The following is a 23,804-nucleotide window of genomic DNA, read 5'->3' as shown; positions in this document are numbered from 1 at the left end:
AAACTCAATGCTCGGTATCGGATTGAATTGAATGAATTCAAATAGTTCTGATACAGCAGAAATTCATTCAGGATGCTTTATCTTTAACTTTCACAGCGCTTGATTTTTGTTTATATGAATTCTTAAATTTCACAAAAAAAAATCTCCAGCCATGTTTCGGAGGATTTCACTTTTACTGATTTTTATAATAACCCGCATTTTTGCGCAAGATTTTGAATATGATTATTTGATCCAAAACGCAAGAATAATTGACGGCACAGGTGCTCCATGGTTTATAGGAGATGTTGGAATAAAAGGGGACAAAATCGTAGATGTCGCATTCAAACTTGATGGAAATAAAGCTAAAAAAGTCATAAACGCCAATGGTTTATATCTTTCTCCGGGATTCATTGATATCCATTCGCACGCAAGAGGCGGACTAATTTTTGAGCCAACGATGGAAAATTTGCTTAGACAAGGCATAACGACAGTTATTGAAGGAAACGATGGTTCATCACCTCTTCCATTAAGAACAGCTTTTGAAGAATTTGGAAAGCTACCACTTGGAGCAAATATCGGTTTTTTCGTTGGTCATGGGACTATTAGAGATTCAGTTATGAATTGGGAGAACAGAAAACCTACAAAGGAAGAACTTAACAGAATGAAATCTCTCGTTGAAGAAGCAATGAAAGAAGGAGCTTTTGGTTTATCAACAGGGCTTATTTATCCACCAGGTTCCTTTGCTGACACCGATGAAATAATTGAGCTTGCAAAAGTTGCAGCAAAATTCGGCGGAATATATATAACTCACATGAGAAATGAATCAAACAAAATCCTTGAATCCATTGAAGAAACAATAAAAATAGGCAAAGAAGCAAAAATCCCAGTTCAAATCACTCATCATAAAATAGTAGGTCGTGCAAATTGGGGAATGAGTTTGAAAACTTTGTTAAGGGTTGAAAGAGCAAGGGAAGAAGAAGGAATTGATGTAACCCTTGATCAATATCCATACACAGCAACGCATACAGGAATAACTGTGCTAATTCCCAACTGGGCAATGGCAGAGGGAAGTGAAAAATTACTTGAGAGATTGAAAAATCCAGAACTGAGAAATCTTATAAAGCAAGGTATCGCTGAAAACATGAAAAGCGACCGCGGAAGTGGCGATCCCGCAAACATTCAAATAGGAAGTTGCAGATGGAAACCTGAATATCAAGGTAAAACGCTTGCGCAAATTTTAAAAGAAAGAGGAGTTGAGCCAAATTTTGAAAATGCTAGTGAACTTGTAATTGAAATCGTTGAAAATGGCGGTGCGACAGCAATCTTCCACTCACTTAGCGAAGAAGATCTACAAAGAATTATGCGATTCCCCTGGACGATGATAGCAACCGATGGAGGAGTTGCAAAACCTGGGATGGGTTTCCCACATCCGAGAACATATGGAACATTTCCAAGGGTATTATCAAGGTATGTCCGGGACTTGGGACTGTTAACACTTGAAGAAGCAATCAGAAAAATGACCTCACTTCCGGCATGGAGATTAAAACTTTTCAATCGTGGTCTGATAAGACCTGGGTATTACGCTGATGTCGTCGTTTTTGATTATGAAAAGATCAAAGACAAAGCAACATTCCAAAATCCACATCAGTATTCAGAAGGCGTAGTGTATCTATGGGTCAACGGAGTTTTGACAATTGAAGATGGGAAACTAACAGGAAAAACAGGAGGTAGAATTCTGAAGCGTGGTGAAAATTAACTAATCGGAATTTGTTTGCAAATTTTTTAAATTACCTAAAAACAAATCAATTTCTTAACAATGAAACACCTTGTGGCAGTTGCACAAATTGACTGCGTCCTCGGAAACTTAAAGCAAAACCTTGAAAAACATATCCACTACATTCAAAAAGCCATAAAAGAAAAAGCAAAATTGATCCTATTTCCAGAACTTAGCTTAACAGGCTATACCTTGCGAGATATCAATATTGAAATTGCAGTTAATCCGTTTAAATCAAATGCCCTTGACGATTTAAAAAAATTAAGTAAGGATATAATCATCATCGTCGGTGGAGTTGAAGAAGGAGAGAACTATGGAATTTACAACTCCGCTTTCGTTTTTGAGGATGGCGAGCTAAAACACATTCACAGAAAAATCTATCCACCAACCTATGGAATGTTTGAAGAGATGAGATATTTTTCAAGTGGAAACAAAGTTCATACATTTGAAACTAAAATTGGACGAATGGGAATTCTTATATGTGAAGATTTATGGCATATCTCGCTTCCATATTTACTTGCGATCCAAGGTGCAACCATCATAGCAGGACTTGCGGCAAGCCCGACAAGAATATCGGGAGAATCAGATGAACTCACAAACTATAAGATTAATTCAGAACACCATAAGACCTACGCACGGTTGTTAAGTATTTATCTTCTATTCAGCAACAGGGTTGGATATGAAGATGGTGTAAACTTCTGGGGCGGTTCTGAAATTGTTAATTCAGATGGTGAAGTCATCGCCCTTGCAAAGCTTTTTGAAGAGGATTTGATCTTTGGTGAAATTGATTTTAACACAATAAAAAGGTCAAGGCAATTCTCAAGACATTTTATTGATGAAAATCCTTTCCTTGTAGCACGAGAGCTTGAGAGAATCTTGAAATTTGAAAAATAAAAACGCAGGCATTATGCCCGCGTTTTTTCAAATTTTTTAAAACTTCAATCTCAATTCCGTCGCAATTGAAAAATTGCGCAGGTCGCCACCTTTTATAATTTCGTTTAAATTACCCGTCGCAATGTTTAATTCCATAAACGAAAGATTTAGCCCAGTTCCAGCGGAAAGAGCAAATCCTTCAAAACCACCAACCGATACACCTGCTCTTAATGGTAAAAACCCGATCAAACGCCATTCTACACCAAGTCCAAATCTTGGCGCCTTAAAACTTATATGCTCATTCCCAATTGGTTGATAATAATCCGCAGATATAAGCATTCGCCCCGGGAAAAATGGGAGAAGCGTTTTCAAATCGGTTGCAACGCCAAATCTTATTGCCGTTGGCAAACCTGCTGAAAAACTTCCCTTTTTCTTTCGGCTATTAACATAATTTTCAAAGCTTTTCTCCAAACTATCCATTTTCTTCTGCGTCGTATAACCTGTAAACTTAAAAACAGTATCACCTGAAATCGTGCCAGCATTTTTCGTCCATTTAACAGAACCAATATCAGTTATGCTAAATCCAGCGACAAATAGCCCAAGTATTTCAGCGCTTGCGCCGATGTCAAATCCAAGCCCAGTTCCAGCTGGATTTGGAAAAGGTGTAAATTCAGATTCTTTATCTGGATCAAGGAAATCTACACCAGCTTTTTTCAAAAGCCCACTTATCCTTGCTGTTATCTCATAACCTCTTGATGAATCGGCGGTTTCAAGAGTTAAATTAAGTTTGTCACTTCCCACATAACCAAAACCTTGAATATATTTCACCCCGACACCGAAATTGATATTTTTGACCGCGACCAAATTAACAGGCAATCTGGTTCCAAATGAAAAAGAAAATTCCCTCATCCATGTACCTCCGATCGCCAGGTTATTTGAATAAACGGATCCGGGCGAATTCCCATAGAGCATGAACCTAAAAAATTCTCTCGGTACTCCAAATTTTGATATGACCCTTTCCCTTACACCGAGCGCAATCCCAACGCTTTTGATTCTGAACGCCAAATTTAATAACTTAACATCAAATTGCGCCATTAAAGTCCCCGGATCTTCTCTAAAAGAATCAAGTATCTTTCGCTTGTCGGCATCCGTGAGATGTCTTGGCACTTTCTTACCCGCACTATCAACCCCAGTGAAATAATCAAGGTAAAGATTATAGCTTAAAAAGTTCATCCCAATGCTCGCTCCGAACTGTGGAAGCAAGCTCATCGTGAAACTACTATTATCATTGTAAATTATCGGTTTCTGTTCCTTAACAACAAAATCTAAATCTTTAAAATCAACGACTTTTTCCTCCCTCGTTTCTCTCCTTGAAATTTTAATCGTTCCGGTAATCACAGAGTTTGGATTGACTCTGAATCTGTTTATAACAAGCGTTTCGTATCCTCTTTGCGTTATAACGATGGTGTAATTCCCAGCAGGGACATTTTTTATTGAAAACTCGCCACTGAAATTTGCCCGAGCTGTTATGTTTATGTTCCTGATAGTTACTTGTGCTCCTGGAATTGGTTGCTTTGTTTCAGCATCAATGATTCTTCCACTTACCTGAGATCCCCTTTCAATTCCCATATACGCAAGCAAAGCGGGATTTACGCCAATTGCGTCTATTGTCCGACTCGTTGCTGTTGTTGCTCCAGCCATCCCAAGACCACGAACATTTGACTTATCATCGCCACCAAATGCTATTGTAAATAAAATCACGCTGGTTAAAATCAGTGCTTTAAACCTCATCTTATATTCCTTTTTATTTGTTTTAAAACTCAACTTTGTAATTTAATCTTCCATAGATTTTGACCCTGATTGAATCGGTCGTTCTAAACTTAACAACATTGCCATTCCCAGCGGTTGCAAGCGAGATAAATGACCTGATGAACTTCATGTTTTTAAGCTTTTGAATTTCGCTTTTTTCAAGTTCTATCACATTTACAAATTTTGATGTCCTCACAGAAAATCCATTGTTATCAACTGACGCCGATGGAATTGTGAAATTACTTGCTTTAGGAATTGAGATCAAGGAATCCATAACAAAACCCAATATCGTCGCTCTAAACTTCAATTCAACTCCGATCCCATTCTCAATTTCAACAAATAACTTACCATAGTTCATCTTATCAAGTTCCTTTTTCGTTTCCGATGAAAGTTCTTCAACTTCACTCGTATCTTTAAATTCAGCATTTGAAATCCCAACGCTTAGTGGGAAATTCACCGAAACCGAGCCATAAATTGAATCACTTGAAGAAGCGCGCCCAGTTTGATAATCAGGATTTAAGAACACAAAACCTAATACTGATATGTATTCTGGAAGTTCACCACCAGCACTAGTGAATGAATTTATGAAATTAACTATGTTGCTGTTGTTCTTGTTAAGCACTATCCTGTGAGATGTTCCTGAAAATCTTCTCTGATCTATCGGTATTTCAAGCGAATCAGTTTTACCAGTTTTTTGATTTACAGCTTTTATCTTCAAGTTCATATCAAATGAAAATTGAGCTGTCTTGACAAGGTTAATCTCAACCCGAATATCATCAAGCCTTAAATTGCCCTTAAATTTTTCCCTGTAATCTTTAAGCCCCGAAAGATCAATTCTTTGTTCCACAAAATCAATTCTAGTTGGTTTAACTTTACCTGAAACCGATTCAATGACAAGATTTGACAAAGCTATTTCTGCTGAAAGCCCATCGTTTTTATTTATCGTTCTAAATTCATTCCCTGTGTCTTCTGTGCGAACCTCAACACGGTAAGATATTTTATTTGAAAGAGCATTAGGATTTGAAGGATCGCCAACGAGTCTATAATCAGCAAGGTTCACACTTCGCAAGATGACATTATTTGCAGAGTTTTTCCGACCTATACTTAGCGGAATCCTAAGCGGAGTGTTATCAGATTTTCTTATGAAATTGTAAAGCGTAAGCGTTCCATTTAAGCCAAGGTCAATGTTATTCGTAATTCTAAGTCGCAGTTGCCCACTTTTGAATGTAACTTGTTGTATTACATTTGGTTGAGGTTCATTTTGTTCAAATATAAATGAAGTATCAATCACAACTGGATCTGTTTGAGCTGGGATTTGTGCAGTTGCGGATGCAATGCTCAAATTCTCAAGCGAAGCTGAAACCGTAACAACCATTTGATTTATATCAAAATAAACAGGTGTCCCACCACTGCCAGGAGATAAAACAGTAGCGGTTAGACCAAGATTTGATGGCAAACTTCTTCCCGCTAAGTTTGCCTCTGAGGTTTTGCTTGAATTTGCTCTTATCGTGTCGTCTCTAAACAAGGTAATAATAGGATTAGATGGATCTCCTTGAGCATAAATTTTCAAACCCCCAATAAGTATCAATGGAACTGGAAGCCCGTTATTTATTGTGACTCTCAAAATTCCCGCATCAAAAGTCACAGTTTGAAAGTTTTCAAAAGCTGTAAAATTTGTTGAAATCGTTTGACCAGGGAAGTTTGATGGAATAACATAATTCCCTGGCGGAAGATTCGGTGGTAAGGTTGGAAAGATTTGATTTGCTGTAATTCTTGCGCTTGCGGTCCCTGGATTTTTAATTTCAAAATTTCCAAGCCGAGTTTGTGCTGATGTTGAGACATCAGAAATTTTTAAGTTATCACCGATCTTCGTTGCCTCTAAGTTATTTGTTGTCGCATAATAAATTTGATTGTTTGCTCCTACCTTCAGATATGATGTATCTTTTTCAATCAACTCGCCAAGAGTGAAACTTCTATCAAAAATCGGAACTGTTAAATTCACATCCCAACTTGGCATGACAGGTTCGGATGGCTTTTCAAAACATCCATATAAAAAAATAAATGTCAAAAGAAAAATTGCTTTTCGCATTTTTGCACCAATGAGTTTATTTTGTGTTTTCCAGTTATAAGTTAAACAAATTTATTAATTATGCAAAGTGATTGAAATCACACCTCAACGAATACCTTCAAATGAGTTTCAACCGAGCTCGCAAGTGCTTTAAGATTATACCCACCTTCAAGAACAGATAAAATCCTGTTGTTTGAAAATTTTTTTGCGACTTCACAGGTTAATTTAGTCATTATCTCAAAGGATTTTTCCGTAAGATTCATCCCCGCAAGTGGATCATCTCGGTGGGCATCAAAACCAGCAGAAATGATGATAAACTCAGGTTGGAATTTTTCAAGAGCTGGAACAACTTCATTACCGAAAATTTTCAAATAATCTTCGTCATTTGAACCAGCAGGCATCGGAAAGTTTAAAGTAAAACCATATCCTTTCCCACTTCCCTTCTCATCTCTTGAACCTGTTCCCGGGTAAAACGGATACTGATGTAAACTTATGTAAAGAACAGTCGGATCTTCATAAAATATCTCTTGCGTCCCATTGCCGTGATGAACATCCCAATCAATTATTACAACTTTTCCAACACCGTAAGTTTCCTGTGCATATCTTGCAGCAATTGCAACATTGTTGAAAAGACAAAATCCCATAACCCTTTCACTCTCCGCATGATGTCCTGGTGGTCTAACAGCACAAAATATCTTATCATTTTCCCCACTAAAAATTTTATCAACACCTTCAAGCAACCCCGAAACAGCAAGTAGCGAAACATCGTAAGAATCTTTGCTCACATAAGTATCTCCGAAATCAAGCAATCGCACTCCAGATAAAATAGAACTTTTGACGAATTCAAAATGTCTTGGTGTATGGACTTTAAGAATCCATCTTTCAACATCGTTTCTTCGTGTTGGTGCGATCCATTCAATTTTTTCATTTAATTCAGATTTCCTCAAATGCTCAACTATCGCTATTAACCTTTCTTTCCTTTCCGGATGCCAAGCCCCTGTATCGTGCTTTAAGTAATCCTCGTGATAAATCAAGCCTATGTTTTTCATTTGGCCGGAAAACTAAATTTGAAAACTTAACAAAACTGCAATCAAAAAATTTATAACATGACTTATAAAACAAAGCAAGCAATTAACCCTCAAAACTTTCAGCAAAGCGTAAATTAGATAAACTCCTAAAACAACTACGATCCACGAGATTAGCGCGATCGTGATTTTAATATAACTGTTAAAGTCAAAAATAGCAAAAAGAAAAATCACCAAATAGTAAAAAAGTCCATAAACAAAATTCGGAAATCCCAAAATTCTGGCATATTTTGTGTTAATTATGGTCTCGCAAGCGGAGCCGGACAGCTTACACACATTTGGAAGAAGAAATTTTGAAGGGGAAATCAAATGAAAATAAATAAGCGTAAAGTAAAGCGAGATATAAAATCCGATAGCGGATAAAATTACCAAGGATATTTTTGTTCCCATGATAATAAAATAAAAAATCCCGACGCGTTCGCCGGGATTTAAATTAAGCTGGTTTTTGGACTCGTCCAAGTTTTATGCAGGTAGCGCATACTTTTATTCTTCTAACTTCGCCGTTTACGACAGCTCTTACTCTTTGAAGATTTGGAAGCCATCTTCTTTTTGAAAGGTTATGAGCGTGGCTTATGCTATGTCCTGAAATCGGTCTTTTACCACAGATCGCGCAAATGTTTGCCATATGTCAATCATTTTTTATTTAACAAAAATTTAGAGGCGACGCTGGGATTCGAACCCAGGAATAGCGGTTTTGCAGACCGCCCCCTTAGCCACTTGGGTACGTCGCCTTCTTCGGTTATAAATATAAAAATTTAAACGGAAAAAAACAATCTTTTAGAATCACCGCTTATTTAAAATTCCCAGCGCAACTTTTTCATTCGTTCACAAAACCCGTTGAATTTTCTAAATAGCGACGACCTTAAACTTTAACGCGAAAAAATCTATGAGGAACAAAACCCCGTTTAAATCAATTTGGACATCTAAACTTGTAAAATTTTCATTTTCTTTTTAACTTTGCTCTTGAAAAAGCACACAATTACCAAAAAAATTCAAATTTAAAAATGCCATCTAAGTTAATTTTTGAACTAAGCCGGCCCGGAAGAAAGGGATATTCCTTACCTAAAAACGATGTACCCGAAAAACACATTGAAGATTTAATTCCACAAAAATTTTTGCGCTCATCTCCACCAGATCTTCCCGAAATTAGCGAGAACGAGGTAGTTAGACACTACATTCGGCTTTCAACGATGAATTATCATGTTGATAAAGGTTTTTATCCGCTTGGATCATGCACGATGAAATATAATCCCAAAATTAACGAAGTCACTGCCTCATTACCTGGTTTCAAAGATATTCATCCACATATGGACGACGAACTCGTCCAGGGCGCTCTTCAAATTATGTATGAACTTTCCGAAATGCTAGCTGAAATAACCGGAATGAAAGCAGTATCCCTACAACCAGCTGCAGGTGCCCACGGTGAGCTGACAGGAATTTTAATGATAAGAGCATATCACGAAAAACTTGGAAATCCAAGGAAAAAAATTCTTGTTCCCGATTCTGCTCACGGAACAAATCCAGCAAGCGTTACAATTTCAGGTTATACCGCTGTAAGCGTTAAATCAAATGAATATGGAACAATTGATCTTGAAGATTTAAAATCCAAACTTGATGAAGATGTAGCTGGAATAATGCTTACAAATCCAAATACGCTTGGAATTTTTGAAAAAGACATACTTAAAGTTGAAAAACTTATACATGATGCTGGGGCTTTGATGTATATGGACGGTGCGAATCTTAACGCCCTTGTCGGAATAACAAGACCTGGAGATATGGGCTTTGATGTTGTTCACTTGAATCTTCATAAGACATTTTCAACACCACACGGTGGTGGAGGTCCAGGCTCAGGTCCAGTTGCAGTAAGTGAAAAACTCGTCCCATTTTTACCCATACCAAGAATTGAAAAAAGAGATGGGAAATTTGTCTTAAATCATAATCATCCAGATTCAATCGGTAAAATTCACACTTTCTTTGGGAACTTCGGAATGATGATCAGAGCTTATACCTACATTAGAATGCTTGGGAGCAAAGGCTTAAGAGAAGTAAGCGAAAACGCAATCATAAATTCAAATTACCTCTTGAGCAGAATAAAAGATTACTTTGACAGACCTTACCTTGGAAAACCACTTCACGAGTTTGTTGTATCAGGCAGTAGATACAAATTTGAATACAATGTGAGAACTCTTGACATAGCAAAGCGAATTCTTGATTACGGATTTCATGCACCAACGGTTTATTTCCCATTGATTGTATCAGAAGCATTGATGATTGAACCAACTGAAACAGAAACTAAAGAAACGCTTGATGCCTTCGCCGACGCGTTGATAAAAATCATTGAAGAAATAAAAATAAACCCGGAGATAGTTCTAACAGCTCCACACACAACCCCGGTCAAGCGACTTGACGACGCCTACGCTTCAAAAAATATAAATGTCTGCTTCAAAGAATGAAAACTCTCAATGGGGCTCCTACAAAATTGGAGCCCCTCCTGCTTATACCAAATTTCACACTCCGCTTCACCCTCAAATAAAGAAACGAAATTAAATCCGCTAATGTTAAAAAATTTAAAAGCAAACTTTTATCAAAGATGAAAAAATATAATCGCCTCATAAACGAGAAAAGCCCATATTTACTTCAACACGCTGAGAATCCAGTTGATTGGTATCCATGGTGCGAAGAAGCATTTGAAAAAGCAAAATTTGAAGATAAACCGATATTCCTTTCAATTGGATATTCAACCTGCCATTGGTGTCATGTGATGGAAAAAGAATCTTTTGAAGATGAAGAAGTAGCAAAAATTCTAAACGAAAATTTCATATCAATAAAAGTTGATAGAGAAGAACGACCAGACATTGATTCAGTTTACATGAGCGTATGCCAAGCGATGACAGGACACGGCGGATGGCCATTGACTATAATAATGACACCAGATAAAAAACCTTTCTTCGCTGGAACTTATATACCAAAATACTCAAGATACGGAAGGATTGGTTTAATTGATCTTCTTCAAAGAGTTTCTCAACTCTGGAAAGAAAACAAAGAAAAACTTTTATCTCTCGCTGATGAAATAACAACCGATCTCAAACAAGCATTTTCACAATCAACAAAGAATGACACAATAGATGAATCTGTTTTGTCATTAGCATACAATCAACTCAAATCACAATTTGACCCAGAATATGGTGGCTTCGGAAATGCTCCAAAATTCCCAATTCCGCACAACTTTATGTTTCTTTTGAGATATTGGAGAAAAGCAAAGAACCCAATAGCACTTGAAATGATTGAGAAAACTTTAAACTCAATGTATCTTGGAGGAATATACGATCACATTGGTTTTGGATTTCACAGGTATTCAACAGATAGATATTGGATCTTGCCCCATTTTGAGAAAATGCTATACGATCAAGCCCTTCTTTTAATTGCATATCTTGAAACATACCAGGCAACCCAAAATCAAAAATACGCCCGAATTTGCGATGAAATTTCTTCATATGTCCTAAGAAACTTAACAAATCCAAATGGTGGATTTTTCTCCGCCGAGGATGCAGACAGCGAAGGCGAAGAAGGTAAATTTTACCTGTGGGAATTTAACGAACTAAAAGAAATTTTAAATCAAGACGAGTTTGATTTCGTAGTTGAGAAATTTAATATCCAAATAGATGGAAACTACTATGACGAGGTTAGGAAAAATAAGACAGGTAAGAACATATTCTATCTTACGCGAGACCTCAGCGATGAAAACATAGCAAAGTGGGAAGCCATAAGACAAAAACTTTTTAAACACAGAGAGAAAAGAATCCACCCACTTAAAGATGATAAAATACTAACCGATTGGAATGGGCTTATGATTTGTGCATTTGCAAGAGCATATTCTGTGTTAAGAAATGAAATTTATTTAAACATCGCAAAGAAAAGTGCTGACTTTATTTTAGAAAACCTCTTGAGGGATGGTAAATTGCTACATAGATTCAGGGATGGCGAAGCAAAGATAAACGCCTATCTCAACGATTACGCTTTTTTAATCTGGGGATTAATTGAACTATATGAATCAAGCTTTGAAACCAAATATCTTAAACATGCAATCGTGCTAACAGAAAAAATGATCAAACTATTTTGGGACGATGAAAAAGGTGGCTTCTATTTCACAGATCCAGGGAACGAAGATGTGATTTTCAGAGAAAAAGAAATCTACGACGGCGCAATACCATCTGGAAACTCAGTTGCTTTACTTGACTTAATTAAACTTGAGAAAATAACGGGGAGGGAAGATTTCAAAGAATTGATCCATAAAACAATTGATTCTTTCGCTTACACTGTGAAAAACTATCCATCTGCTTATACCTTCTTTTTGTCAAATCTTTATTTCATTTTTGATCGCTCACTTGAAATCTTCATCGTTGGAAAAAGAGAGGATCTTAATGAGATTTTGAAAATTATAAACTCAAAGTTCCTGCCGAACAAAATAATATTGTTTAATCCATCCGATGTGAAAGATGAAATAGCCACGCTTTCACCATTTATATCTCAATACAAAGAGATTGACGGTAAAACAACAATTTACATCTGCACAAATTACGAATGTTTAAAACCAGTAAACAGCATTGATGAGCTAACCGAACTTCTTGAAACACTTTAGCACACAATTAGAGGATCAAATTTTTATAAAAATTTTCTTCTTGTAAAGAATCCACATCAAAAAATACATCAAAAGCACATGAGCAATAGCATAACCGAGCGAGCCGTTCATCGGACCGAGCCACGAGGCGAAAAAGTTTTGATAAATGTAATTTTTAATCGTCGTTGTCCCTCCATCTGGCAAGGTGATTTTAAAATAGACAGTTAACCTTGCAATTATACCTGACAAGACAAAAACAGTTATAGCATTCATTCCATAAACGATAAATGGATAAGCCCATTTTTTATAACCTTTCACATCAACGAAATAATAGCAAAAACCGAGGACTATTAAAGCAAACCCAGCGGTGAATACGGAGTAAGAACTCGTCCATAAATTTTTATTAATCGGAAGCCATGCGTCCCATATAGCACCAATCAACAACCCGAGATTTCCCATAATTAAAAGCCACAAAGTTTTCTCGGTTTCATCTCTTTTTGTTCTAAGCCAATGTCCTGTCAAAACCCCAAAGAGCGTCGTTGAAATTGCTGGAATCGTACTTATAATTCCTTCTGGATCCCAAGTTTTCGTCACGCTCCACATATGCCCAGATAAAATCAAACTATCAATATATGCAGCGAAATTTTTCCCTTTCTCATACACCCCTGCACCTATTCCCGGCACAGGCACAAACTCCATCAATCCCCAATAGACGAAAAGCAAAATAAAAGACCATATCGCTTGCCACCTTATGCTTGAGGTCAAAAATATGATTGAAGCGAAGAAATAACATATAGCAATTCTTTGTAAAACCCCCATTATTCTTATAGTTGAAAAATCAAAATTTGGAAAGCCATTGAGAAAAAGCCCGAGCCCAAACAAAATTAAACTTCTCCTAACAATCCTCCAAAACAATTTAACTTTGGAATAACCCATCTCAACTCTTTTTGAAAAAGAGAACACGATCGCAACACCAACGATAAAAAGAAAGAAAGGAAAAATTAAATCTGTGAATGTCCACCCATGCCAATCTGCATGCCTTAACTGTGGATAAACATAAGCCCAACTCCCGGGATTATTTACAAGTATCATCCCCGCAATCGTTGCTCCTCTGAAAACATCAAGAGATGTTAAGCGTCCGGAGATCTCATGACTTTTTTCGCTCATTTTGAGTTTCTATTAGTTTTTTAAGTTGTAATCAAAAGCAAAAACACTTTCTAAACTCAATTCGCTATCTTATGATCCGCGCTTTAACCTTATTTCCTTTTTTAAGCTCTTTTAACGAATTAACAACTTTACAGGCTGAAAAATGTTCATCAATCACATCAACAACTTCTATATCTGCGATCTTTTCGTCGCCATCAAAAACATACAGCATCATTCCAGAGATAATCCCATCCTTGCTTCCAAGATTAACATAGATGAGATCTTGCTTCCCGATGTGCATTACCATACCTTCAATTACGACCGCTTTCAGCTCAGTTGTTCCCGAAACATTATTATTTAAATTCTCCACATATTCACCCAATCCCGGGAAATATCTCTTCAATCGCAAGGCAAACTCCATTCCAGCTTTTTTCATCGCTTCCCCAACGATTGTTTCGTTAAATTCACTGCTTCCAAATTTTAAAAGATCAAGTGAATAAAATTCAGAATATCGTTCCGTCGGTTTCCCAAGCAATGTTAAACCAAGTCCTCGCTCTTTCACCTCTCCAGCGATGCCAAAAACAACTTCTCTCTCGCCCGATAAGGGATTGTATATTTCAATTTCAATCTCAATTTCTGCGTTATAAGATTCATATCCAGCCATTAAAGGAAATCCCGTCATAAATCTGCTTACCTTAAAAGTTAAAATTTTCCCACCAACCACATACTCAATTCCGAACCTGTTTTTCAACTCTGAAAATAAAAACGCGTCTTTAAAACCTGTCTTTTTTTCCCTTGCGACTTCAGCGACGCTCTCAACCGGGACAATGCTAACCCCGTAAAGTTTAAAAATAAAATCACCAAGATATCGCGGGATTTCAAACCTTAAATTCCACTTTCCTTTAAATCCTGAAATATCCTCAAACGGAACGAATGCAATTTTATTCTGTGAGAAGGAAAAGTTGAAAAACAAAATAATCGCAAAAATTCCAAAAACAATTTTAGGCGCCTTTATTTGCTTCATTTTCATCAATTTGCCAGTTCTTAAACCAATAGAAATCATGAACAAGGTTTAAAAAATTTTCAAAGCTTGCTGAGTCAATCTTCAAAAATTTGTCGGAAAAATCTTTTCTTTCAACATCTGAACATTTCTCCAAGATCTCGAAGATTAAACTTCGTATCTTCTCAACTGATTCGTTAACTTGCTCAGTTATTCTGCTTTTATAACTTTCCTCGTCAATCTCATCAAATTTTCTACCGCTTTTAACAAAAGAAAGGAGTCGCCATAGGAACTTTGAATGAAAGGCGATATCTTCTATTAAATTTAAAAGACCTTTTTCAATCGCAACGGAAAGTAGAAATTCAATCGCTTTTTTCTCTTTCAATCTTCTTCCAGAAAATTTATCAACCGCTTCAATTATTTCAAGTGCGTTGTTCATTTTAACAACACCATTTTAATTGCGTCTCGGAATTTTCCAGCAGATAGAACACAAAAATAAACACCACCAGAAAGACCCGTTGAATCAAACTCAATTTCGTAAACTCCTGCATCAAGATACCCGGAAAAAATTTTCATAACTTCTCTACCAAGAACATCATAAATTTTTAGTTCAATACTTATAGATGTCATGCCCACTTTAGGTATTGAAAATCTGATCTTCGTTTTCGGATTGAAAGGATTTGGATAGTTTTGATAAAGTTTGAATTCCAATTCGTTGAGGCTTGGGACACGCTCAACTGAAGTAATCTTAACAGGATAAGTCACGCTTAAATTATCAATCAAAATTTTTCCAGAGTATTCAACGCCGTTTGAGTATGCGCCCGTAAAGTAAAAAGCAATTTTAACAATTTTCACAGGATAACAAAAATAAGTGCCAGTTCTTGTTTGAATTGGATATCTCGTGGATGCCCCAACCTTCCTCCATTCGTTTGCCCAGTTTACAACCCCACCTGTGAAGACGAAAATTTCATCGTTATCATCAGAAACAAAGTAATAAACTCTATAAGAGCCACCATCACCATACACATAAAGATAGATTGAATCCGGAACGCCGAAAATTGGAATTTCACAGTTTATATAAATCCAGTGTTGCTTTCCAGTTTCGTGGATAAACTTATATTCAAATCCAAGTGATCTCGGAGCGGAAACAAAACTTGTATCAACGGAAAAAATTCTTAACTCGTTTATATTTTCACCTGTTAATGTAAAATTCATCATCTCAAATCCTTCAATGAATTTTTCCCCCTTCTCAATGATTACCTCAACATTTGCCGTATCGGATAAATTATCAAGATTTGCAACTACCTTCCCTTTTCCTTGCGAGACCCCACGAAATAATCCAAGTTGATTTATTATACCAACATCACCTATAACTTCCCATCTGATATCGCTAGCTGAAATTTGTCGTAAATTTCCATCGCTATCAAATCCTCTAACTGAGAATTGGATTGTTCTGCTTGTGTCTGTTACTGCGTTCTTTGGGGAAATAAAAATGTTTCTCATACCTGCTACAACGACAAAACACGAATCTTTCAATCCATTTATATGACGCACATAAACATAACCACTATCGCTTCTTCGCCCAGCGGTGAAAACTCCTGATGTGCTTATGCTACCGATCCTTGAATCACAAGACCAAATAATTTGACCTGAAGGAATTTGAATGGGATTGAAGTATCTATCATAACCTGAAACCGTAAACTGAAATTGTTCACCTTGAAAAATTTTCAATCTCTTAGGTTCAATTTCAATTCTACTTAAGGTATCTTGTGGAGCTGAGCTTACAACGAGTATTGCGTTTGAAACGGATCTTTCACCCGTTGCATCTGATGGTGAATTTACAACCTTACCACGCACGACCATAGTTGTTGAACCACCACCGTCAAGATTAACAGCATGCCATATTCCAAGCGTTAACATAAAATTTGCCAGTTCATCAAGTGTCATCCCAACGCTTGAGGCTTGTCTTCCATCAACGGTGATGAAATAAATTTTTGTGCTATCTCTTGAAAATCCTATCGCAGTCCTTGGATGTCTGCTGTATGTGAAACTTGAACTTGCTCCTTCTTGCTGGTATGTTTGTGCAACGACATTTTGACCATTTCTTATTATCCTTGGTAACCCCCCAATTGCCTGGAAAATTTTACCAACATTTGGATTAAGCTGCAAGAGAATTTTAACAGTATCTCTAATTCTCAAATTGTTTCTCAAAAACTCACCAGCTCTACCATGCCCCGACAAAACCGCTCTTCCAACTGGTATTCTCATGCTTCCAACCTGACTGACAATTGTATCAACAACACAAAAAACAGTATCATTAACAACCCACTGATTTAACGCCCTTATCAGAACCTCGCTTCCCCACTGATTCGTTCCCGTTGAATCACCAAAATAACTGTTATAAAGAATTAGCATATCAGTTCCTCTTGCTTCGTTGATCCCATCAATTGACCTTGATGAATCTCTCACGATTAATTTTCCAGAGAAGTTAAAAATTTCAATGAAAGGTTTCTTATTTATCGTTGTACCGAAAACAGATCTTGGATAAGGTCTTTTTAAAATTTCTCCGTTCTCTACTTGAACATTTATTGGTTCTCCAGTTGTAGTGTTGTAAAAATCACCGTTGACTGCGCCAATTACGGTGTGTCCTGCATAATTTTTACGATTTGCCATTGAGCTTGTTTTCTCAAGTGCTTTGAGTTGTTCGCGTCCGCCCTTTGATGCTTTAACAGTCTCAAGCGTTATAAATGGATTTGTGATGTCAATTTCAAGAATATTTATAGTCCAAGGAATGCTCGGAAAGTTTATAAATGTATGCTTTACACCAGGACCAACATATTTTGATTTAATTGTGTCGGTTTGAGGATAGATCAAGAAGGAGGGGAAGATAAGCAAAATAAAAAGAATAATTTTAGGCAAGCGCATTTTTGCAAAAAATTTTATTTAAAAACCTACAGGTAAAATAAAGCACATCGCTCAAAAAGACAAGAATTGAATTGGGAAAATTACATCGCTTGGAAAATTATTTTAACTTTGAAGGGGCTTCTTCGTAACCTTTTTCAAATTCTAATTATTCAGGATATTCTCTTACTTTTTCTTCTCCTTTCAAAACTCTTAATGCCCCGAGAGCAAGTGCTCTCATTTCGTCTTCGCTCGGAAAAACTAAAACAGGTGCTATGAAAGAAACTCTTTCCGTAATCCAATCAACAAGCATTTTTGAATTTGCAAGTCCTCCGGTTAAGACAATAGCGTCAATTTTTCCTTTTAAAACGGTCGCCATTGCACCGATTTCCTTTGAAATTTGATAAGCCATTGCCTCATAAACTTCTTTCGCATATTCATCTCCGGAGTTTATTCTCCTCTCAACTTCGCTTGCGTCATTTGTGCCAAGATAAGCAACAAGCCCACCTTTACCCATAACCATTCTTCTTACCTCCTGCTCTGTGTACTTTCCCGAAAAGCAAAGCGTTATAAACGGTTGAAGCGGAAGCCCACCCGTTCTCTCAGGGGAAAAAGGTCCATCGCTACTTGCATCGTTTGCATCAATTATTTTGCCACCTTTAACAGGACAAACCGATATTCCACCACCTAAATGCGCTATGACAAAGTTTGCCTCTTCGTAGCTTTTTCCGATCTTCTCACTTGCGAGTCGTGCAGTTGCGTGGATATTAAGGGCATGAGATAAACTCCTTCGTTGTATCAGTGGATGTCCAGAATATCTCGCGAGCGGTTCAAACTCGTCAACTGAAACCGGATCAACCGTAAATGCTTCAACGCCACCAAGTTTCGCTATCTCATATGCAAGTGCACACCCGAGATTTGAAGGATGCTCCCCTTGAAAATTATTCCTTGCATCTTCAAGCATTTTTTCATTTACGCGATATGTTCCCCCTTTCACAGGTCTTAAAAGCCCCCCAATTCCAACTACCGCTGAAAAGTCAGATGGTTTTAGATTTTTCTCGTTCAAAAATTCAAGTATAATATTCAACCTAAAATCAAACTGATCCCACAATCTCTTAAACTTTGAAATCTCGTCCGGCGAATGTCTTAACACTTTTAAATCAATTTGAACATCGTTTTCAAAAATTGCAACCTTTGTTGAGGTTGAACCAGGATTGATGACAAGAATTTTCATTGGAATTACGAATTTATTTTTTTAAAGCATTGGTTGCTTTACATTTCCATCGCCTACTTTTGCTAAATTTAAAATCCGTTGCTAATTTAACAAATAAAAACAAATTCCCACAAACCTTGTTTATCAACGAGAGGTACGAAATAATATCAAAAATAGGGCAAGGCGCAATCGCCGAGGTTTTTAAATCTCTTGATAATCTAACTGGAAAAATAGTTGCATTAAAAATCGCAAAACCAGATCCAATTTTAGAAGAAAAAATTGCCAATGAATATAAAATCACAACACAATTTGAACACCCGAATATAATCTCCGTCTACGACTTCGGAACTGTGAGAACCTGCGACGATCCAAATTTTATGTCAAGGAAATTTCTCGCCCTTGAATACTGCGACATACAAGATGTTGTGAAATTTTTCTCAAACGAAACTCTCAAAGATAAAATTCAACTTATCTGTCAAATTTGTCACGCCTTACACATAGTTCACAAGGCCGGTTTTGTACACAGAGACCTAAAGCCAGAAAACTTATTGATTGATTCAGCAACCAAAACAGTTAAAATCACAGACCTCGGACTTGCGATTGGATATGAAAAAATAGATCCAGAAAATTTACCAGCTGGAACACTTCTATACATAGCACCTGAAATTTTGCGTGGCGATAAATTTGATCATAGAGCAGACATTTATTCCTTGGGAATTTTATTTTTTTACTTACTAACCGAAAAACTCCCCTTTGATACAAGCGACGATCCGGTTAAGATCATCAAATGGCATTTTTCAACAAAACAGATTTATTCCCCCGATCTTCCAGAGGAGATTCAGAAACTTCTTAACTCAATGCTTGCTCCCTATCCTTCGCAAAGACCCCAAAATCTACTTCAAGTTATACAAACACTCAAAAAACTATCACCTGACATAAAAGAGCCTAAAAATTTCAAAGTCAGGAAACCTTTCGGCAAGGATGAGATACTAAAAAAAGCAAGTGAAATCCTTAAATCATCCCTTCAATCAACTGGCAAAATAGCTATAATCTCTGGCGCAGATGGTCTTGGAAAGACATCGCTTTTGAGATACATAAATACCGAAGCGAAAATAATTGGATTTGAAACATTATGGATAACAGAGATAAACTTTCAAAAAACATTAGATTACATCATCAAATCCCCGCTCATATCAAACCTATCTCCAGATTTGCGACTTAAAATTGAAAATCTCAAAGATGAAAAAAATGTAAATTCTCACACTGTCATAGAATTTTCAAGATTTCTACAAGAGTTGATTTTAAACGCATCTTCTATTTTCCCAGTAGCCGTATTGTTTGATAACATAAGTTTATCCGAACCATTATCCGAAATTTTCATCAAATCCTTTTTCTTACCAGAAAAGTTCACGCGAAAAAACATATCTATTTTCGTAGCTTGTGATGACGCTGAACCCCTTACATCAATTGTTCCGGAATCCGAAAGGATTTTCATTCGCCCACTCAAGATTGACGAACTGAAAAATTACCTTTTTGTTCACTTTGATCTTGAGCCACAGGAAATTGAAGAGCTTGCGGAAATGTTGATTGAATATACCGATGGCATATCAGCAGTGATTGAAATTTTCTCACACTACATCACTGATAGAGAATCTGGGAAAACGATAAAAATTTCCAAAATTGCGGAAGCGAAATTTGACGAAATCCTAAACAGAGTAGAACAATTTTCATATAAGCAAAGAGAAATTCTTAACATTTTAAGTTTGGCCGATGAACCAGTTGAAATTGAAATTTTATCTGAAATTTTCAAGTCGGATATATTTTCACACCTTCTTCAGCTTCAGAGCTTTGGTGTTATCAAAATTGAAAACGATAAAGCTTCAATCGCATATAAAGCTCTAAAAAAACATATAGAAAACCATCTTGACGATCAAACAAGAAAAACATCTCACATTGCTTATGCTCAGGCTTATTTAAAAAGTGAAGGTGAAAAAAATACGGACAAAGTTTTATATCATTTTTCAAAGGCGGGCGATAAAGAAGGCATAAGCAAATTCGCTGAAAAAGGGATTGAAAATCTTATATCAAAAGGTGAATTTAAAAAAGCAGCAAATCTCCTGAAGGAAATTTTTGAACTTTTACCGAATTATTTAAAACCATCATTCAGATTAAAACTTGCTGATTTATATGTTCAAATTGGAAACTACAAAGACGCAATTTCCATACTTGAAGGACTTGATGACATCCAAGCTTTTGAATTAATGTCCGAAGCGTATTTCCGTCTTGGGAACACGGATATCGCAATGGAGATTTTAGAAAAACAATTCAAAAGAGTTGCGACGCTTTATGAAAAAATAAGAGTCATCATTAAAGTTTCTCAAATATTCGCATCAACTGGGAAAATTGATACAGCACTTGAGTTGTTAAAATCTCTGGAATTTGAAAAAATACTTCGTTTCATTGATAAAACTGAAATCATAGGGGACTTTTACGCAGGACTGGGAATAATCTCACAAATAAAAGACCAGGAAGAGAAAGCTAAAATTTATTTTGAGTTAAGTTTGAAATACCGACTTGAAAAGAAATATCCTCTTAAAATAATCGCTGGATACAACAACATTGCAAACTTTCATAGCATAAATGGAAGATATGATGAGGCGATATCATATTGGAAAAAAGCTCTTGAGATTTCCGAAAAAACTGGAAACATAACTCAAAGCGCCCACATCTATAACAACATCGGAATAAGCCATTTCAAGAGAAAAAATTACGATAAGGCGATTGAAAACTACCAAAAGGCGCTCACGATATATAGAACCATAAACGATATTCCAGGAATTGCAAATGTCCTCGGGAACATAGGAGAAGCAATGATTGATGAATTTAGGCTTGAAGAAGCTTATAAGAACATAAAAGAGGCACAGGATTTACATATAAAGACAAATAATTCCGACGGCTTATGCGAAACGAATATGCTTCTTATCACACTTTACCTCTACGCTGGAGATATAAATAACGCTGAGATGATTTTAAACGAAACAATTCAAAAATGTATATCAATTCCACTCGTTTTAATTGATTTTTACAAAGCAGTGCTTGAAATGAAGAAGAGAAACTTTGACACATCTGAATCTTCATTTCTTAAACTTTTAAACCATGAAAGTGTCAAACAAACTCCGGAACTTTACTTGAAAATTTTAACTTATCTTCTCAAATTAAATTATGTGGCAAATGGACTGAAAAGCTTTGATGCAATAATTTCAATTGCCGAAAGCTACGCCGACCAGATTGAAGATATGAACTCAAAAGCGCTTTTATTCTTTCTCATTTCTCTTGGATATGAAAACAAGAACAATCCACTTGCTCTTAGATATCTTAATAAATCAGTTGAATTTCTCGGGCAAGAATTTTTTGAACCCAAATGGAAAATTTATCTCACGCTTGCTCATAGTTATAAAAAAAGAGGAATTGAAGTTAAATTTTTACAATATTTTGAAATGGCTCTGACGACATTTCAAGAGTTGCTTCACCGAATTAAAACACCAGAATTTGTCAAAACCTACATCCGAGATGTTGAAAACGAAAGATTTGTAAAAACATTACAAAATTTAAGTGTTTGAAGAAGTGAACGACAAATTCAAAATTTTTCTCATAAGCACAAGTAGGGCAACATTAGAAGATGTAAAAAAATTTATTCCGATTGAAGAAGGCTATTTTGAGATCAACTTGATATCATCCTATAATTCTTTAAAAAGGGCATTGTTCCAAAGACCGAACCTTACAATAATTGCTATATCCAACAAAGGGGATGAAATGCTTCTTGAAACAGCAGTTGAACAACTTGACTCGCGCAACATAGCTTGTGTTGACTACATGAAATCATACGCTTTAGCCGTTAAACTTATAAAACTTGGTGTTTCATCATACTTTTCAATGCCGGAGGAAAGCACATCATTTTCTGATTTTATAAAAAGCAAAGCTAACGAATGGAAAACAGAAAGTGATAAAGAAAAATTTCTAAGCATAAGAAAAGATCAATTTGACTTCAGCAACCTGATTGGTAATTCTGAAAAGATGAAAGAAGTTCTTAATCTCGTGAGAAAAGCAATTGAACACAAAGATTTAACCGTTCTAATCATAGGAGAAACTGGAACAGGGAAAAATATGATTGCACACATAATTCATCAAAATACATATCCAGACATTAAACCAATGGTTGAAATAAATTGCGCTTCAATACCAGCGACACTTCTTGAATCGGAATTGTTTGGTCATGAAAAGGGAGCCTTCACAGATGCAAAAGACAGAAAAATTGGTTTATTTGAGGTTGCAAATGGAGGAACTATCTTCCTTGATGAAATAGGAGATCTTGATTTTAATTTACAAGGGAAAATTTTAAAAGTTCTTGAAGATAAAACTTTCAGAAGGGTCGGTGGCGTTGAAGTGCTAAAATTTGAAGGAAGAATCATCGCTGCAACAAACAAGGATCTTGAAAAACTTGTTGAAGAAAATAAATTCAGACGAGATTTATATTATAGATTGATGCTTCTGCCGATCTACTTACCTCCACTTCGTGAAAGAGGAGATGATATATTTCTAATTGCGGATTACTATATAAACAAATTCAACGAGCTTTATCGTCAAAATCATCCAAAGGTCAAAGGTTTAAGCCCAGAGGCAAAGGCCTTATTAAAAAAACATACCTGGCCTGGAAATGTAAGAGAACTAAGACACGCTATAGAAAAAGCAGTTATTTTAACAGACAACGAATATCTGACGACAGATGATTTTAAATTTCTACTTGAAAAAATGAGCGAGCCCTCAATCCAACTTTCAGCTGAAACCTCCTCAAATATACAAATAACATTACCTCTTGAATCCGCAAGCTTAAGAAATATTGAAAGAGAGCTAATAAAATCCGTCCTTACGAAAGTTTCCTGGAACAAAACTCGCGCCTCACGAATTCTTGGGATCTCTCGCCCACGACTTGACCGCCTCATAAAGAAATATCGCATATCCATCAACTGAAATAATTTATTACACACTGCAACATTTCGTTGCAACAATTTATTACACGACTTTACAAAAATGGAAAACAAAGTTAACTGAACCGTTTAACTTATCTCTAAAAACAATTGATTTACAGCAAATTCCACAATCCCCAAAGAATTTGGCATAATCTTTGAAAAATCTTTTTATAGAGTTTGTTCTTTACATATTTAAAGTGATCGTGAAATTCCACATTTCGGAGCGTGCGTTGATTCTATCCTTGAAAAGAAAGCGATTATTCTTAATCGCAACGAAATCTCAAAAAATGTGATCTTTAGTTCTTTACAAA

The 23,804-nt window shown here is 36.3% G+C and carries 16 protein-coding genes and 1 tRNA gene; 6 read left to right on the top strand and 11 right to left on the bottom strand.

Features of this window, described 5'->3' with window-relative positions:
- Positions 1-151: 151 nt before the first annotated feature.
- Both NZ923_03945 and NZ923_03940 read left to right on the top strand, forming a co-directional pair.
- Complete coding sequence (locus NZ923_03945) at positions 152-1,735, top strand: D-aminoacylase (protein MCS7229173.1); 1,584 nt, start codon at positions 152-154, stop codon at positions 1,733-1,735.
- Between the two features lie 60 nt (positions 1,736-1,795).
- Positions 1,796-2,647: an acyltransferase gene (locus NZ923_03940; GenBank protein MCS7229172.1), complete on the top strand. Its 852-nt coding sequence runs from the start codon at positions 1,796-1,798 to the stop codon at positions 2,645-2,647.
- Positions 2,648-2,683: 36 nt separating this feature from the next.
- Here the strand turns inward: NZ923_03940 and NZ923_03935 are convergent, their stop codons facing one another.
- The 6 genes from NZ923_03935 to NZ923_03910 form a co-directional block, all read right to left on the bottom strand.
- Positions 2,684-4,417 (bottom strand): DUF5723 family protein, encoded by a 1,734-nt coding sequence (locus NZ923_03935; GenBank protein ID MCS7229171.1) that lies wholly within the window; start codon positions 4,415-4,417, stop codon positions 2,684-2,686.
- 22 nt (positions 4,418-4,439) lie between these two features.
- Positions 4,440-6,524: a hypothetical protein gene (locus NZ923_03930; protein ID MCS7229170.1), complete on the bottom strand. Its 2,085-nt coding sequence runs from the start codon at positions 6,522-6,524 to the stop codon at positions 4,440-4,442.
- Positions 6,525-6,601: 77 nt separating this feature from the next.
- Positions 6,602-7,552 carry a histone deacetylase gene (locus NZ923_03925; protein ID MCS7229169.1) on the bottom strand — a complete coding sequence of 317 codons (951 nt, stop codon included), beginning with the start codon at positions 7,550-7,552 and terminating at the stop codon, positions 6,602-6,604.
- Positions 7,553-7,564: 12 nt separating this feature from the next.
- A complete protein-coding gene (locus tag NZ923_03920; protein MCS7229168.1) occupies positions 7,565-7,978 on the bottom strand; it encodes a vitamin K epoxide reductase family protein in 414 nt (137 codons plus the stop codon).
- 43 nt (positions 7,979-8,021) lie between these two features.
- A complete protein-coding gene (gene rpmB / locus NZ923_03915; protein MCS7229167.1) occupies positions 8,022-8,213 on the bottom strand; it encodes a 50S ribosomal protein L28 in 192 nt (63 codons plus the stop codon).
- A 33-nt stretch (positions 8,214-8,246) separates the two neighbouring features.
- Positions 8,247-8,319, bottom strand: a tRNA-Cys gene (locus NZ923_03910).
- Between the two features lie 273 nt (positions 8,320-8,592).
- Here NZ923_03910 and gcvPB point away from each other — a divergent pair.
- A complete protein-coding gene (gcvPB, locus tag NZ923_03905; GenBank protein MCS7229166.1) occupies positions 8,593-10,041 on the top strand; it encodes an aminomethyl-transferring glycine dehydrogenase subunit GcvPB in 1,449 nt (482 codons plus the stop codon).
- 137 nt (positions 10,042-10,178) lie between these two features.
- On the top strand, positions 10,179-12,227 hold the full coding sequence (locus NZ923_03900; GenBank protein ID MCS7229165.1) for a thioredoxin domain-containing protein: 2,049 nt from the start codon (positions 10,179-10,181) through the stop codon (positions 12,225-12,227).
- A 15-nt stretch (positions 12,228-12,242) separates the two neighbouring features.
- Here NZ923_03900 and NZ923_03895 read toward each other — a convergent pair whose 3' ends face one another.
- The 5 genes from NZ923_03895 to buk form a co-directional block, all read right to left on the bottom strand.
- Positions 12,243-13,373 (bottom strand): DUF5009 domain-containing protein, encoded by a 1,131-nt coding sequence (locus NZ923_03895; protein MCS7229164.1) that lies wholly within the window; start codon positions 13,371-13,373, stop codon positions 12,243-12,245.
- Positions 13,374-13,437: 64 nt separating this feature from the next.
- Positions 13,438-14,376, bottom strand: a complete 939-nt coding sequence (locus NZ923_03890; GenBank protein MCS7229163.1) for a hypothetical protein — start codon at positions 14,374-14,376, stop codon at positions 13,438-13,440.
- Positions 14,354-14,791 (bottom strand): hypothetical protein, encoded by a 438-nt coding sequence (locus NZ923_03885; GenBank protein ID MCS7229162.1) that lies wholly within the window; start codon positions 14,789-14,791, stop codon positions 14,354-14,356. Before NZ923_03885 ends, NZ923_03890 begins: the two co-directional genes overlap by 23 nt.
- Positions 14,788-17,277, bottom strand: coding sequence for a phosphodiester glycosidase family protein (locus tag NZ923_03880; protein ID MCS7229161.1), 2,490 nt, complete (start codon positions 17,275-17,277; stop codon positions 14,788-14,790). The genes NZ923_03885 and NZ923_03880 overlap by 4 nt, the downstream gene beginning before the upstream one ends.
- 145 nt (positions 17,278-17,422) lie before the next feature.
- Positions 17,423-18,487, bottom strand: coding sequence for a butyrate kinase (gene buk, locus NZ923_03875; protein ID MCS7229160.1), 1,065 nt, complete (start codon positions 18,485-18,487; stop codon positions 17,423-17,425).
- 116 nt (positions 18,488-18,603) lie between these two features.
- Between buk and NZ923_03870 the strand changes: the two genes are divergently transcribed.
- Complete coding sequence (locus NZ923_03870) at positions 18,604-22,086, top strand: protein kinase (protein MCS7229159.1); 3,483 nt, start codon at positions 18,604-18,606, stop codon at positions 22,084-22,086.
- Between the two features lie 4 nt (positions 22,087-22,090).
- Entirely contained in the window at positions 22,091-23,494 is a 1,404-nt protein-coding gene (locus NZ923_03865) for a sigma-54 dependent transcriptional regulator (GenBank protein MCS7229158.1), read from the top strand.
- Positions 23,495-23,804: the final 310 nt, after the last annotated feature.

The sequence above is a fragment of the Candidatus Kryptonium sp. genome, from assembly GCA_025060635.1.
Lineage (GTDB): Bacteria > Bacteroidota > Ignavibacteria > Kryptoniales > Kryptoniaceae > Kryptonium.
This window is presented reverse-complemented; position numbering and strand designations above follow the sequence as displayed.

Coding starts and splice junctions, on each gene's coding strand:
- NZ923_03945 (MCS7229173.1), top strand. CDS start 152: ATGTTTCGGAGGATTTCACTTTTACTGATTTTTATAATAACCCGCATT.
- NZ923_03940 (MCS7229172.1), top strand. CDS start 1,796: ATGAAACACCTTGTGGCAGTTGCACAAATTGACTGCGTCCTCGGAAAC.
- NZ923_03935 (MCS7229171.1), bottom strand. CDS start 4,417: ATGAGGTTTAAAGCACTGATTTTAACCAGCGTGATTTTATTTACAATA.
- NZ923_03930 (MCS7229170.1), bottom strand. CDS start 6,524: ATGCGAAAAGCAATTTTTCTTTTGACATTTATTTTTTTATATGGATGT.
- NZ923_03925 (MCS7229169.1), bottom strand. CDS start 7,552: ATGAAAAACATAGGCTTGATTTATCACGAGGATTACTTAAAGCACGAT.
- NZ923_03920 (MCS7229168.1), bottom strand. CDS start 7,978: ATGGGAACAAAAATATCCTTGGTAATTTTATCCGCTATCGGATTTTAT.
- rpmB (MCS7229167.1), bottom strand. CDS start 8,213: ATGGCAAACATTTGCGCGATCTGTGGTAAAAGACCGATTTCAGGACAT.
- gcvPB (MCS7229166.1), top strand. CDS start 8,593: ATGCCATCTAAGTTAATTTTTGAACTAAGCCGGCCCGGAAGAAAGGGA.
- NZ923_03900 (MCS7229165.1), top strand. CDS start 10,179: ATGAAAAAATATAATCGCCTCATAAACGAGAAAAGCCCATATTTACTT.
- NZ923_03895 (MCS7229164.1), bottom strand. CDS start 13,373: ATGAGCGAAAAAAGTCATGAGATCTCCGGACGCTTAACATCTCTTGAT.
- NZ923_03890 (MCS7229163.1), bottom strand. CDS start 14,376: ATGAAGCAAATAAAGGCGCCTAAAATTGTTTTTGGAATTTTTGCGATT.
- NZ923_03885 (MCS7229162.1), bottom strand. CDS start 14,791: ATGAACAACGCACTTGAAATAATTGAAGCGGTTGATAAATTTTCTGGA.
- NZ923_03880 (MCS7229161.1), bottom strand. CDS start 17,277: ATGCGCTTGCCTAAAATTATTCTTTTTATTTTGCTTATCTTCCCCTCC.
- buk (MCS7229160.1), bottom strand. CDS start 18,487: ATGAAAATTCTTGTCATCAATCCTGGTTCAACCTCAACAAAGGTTGCA.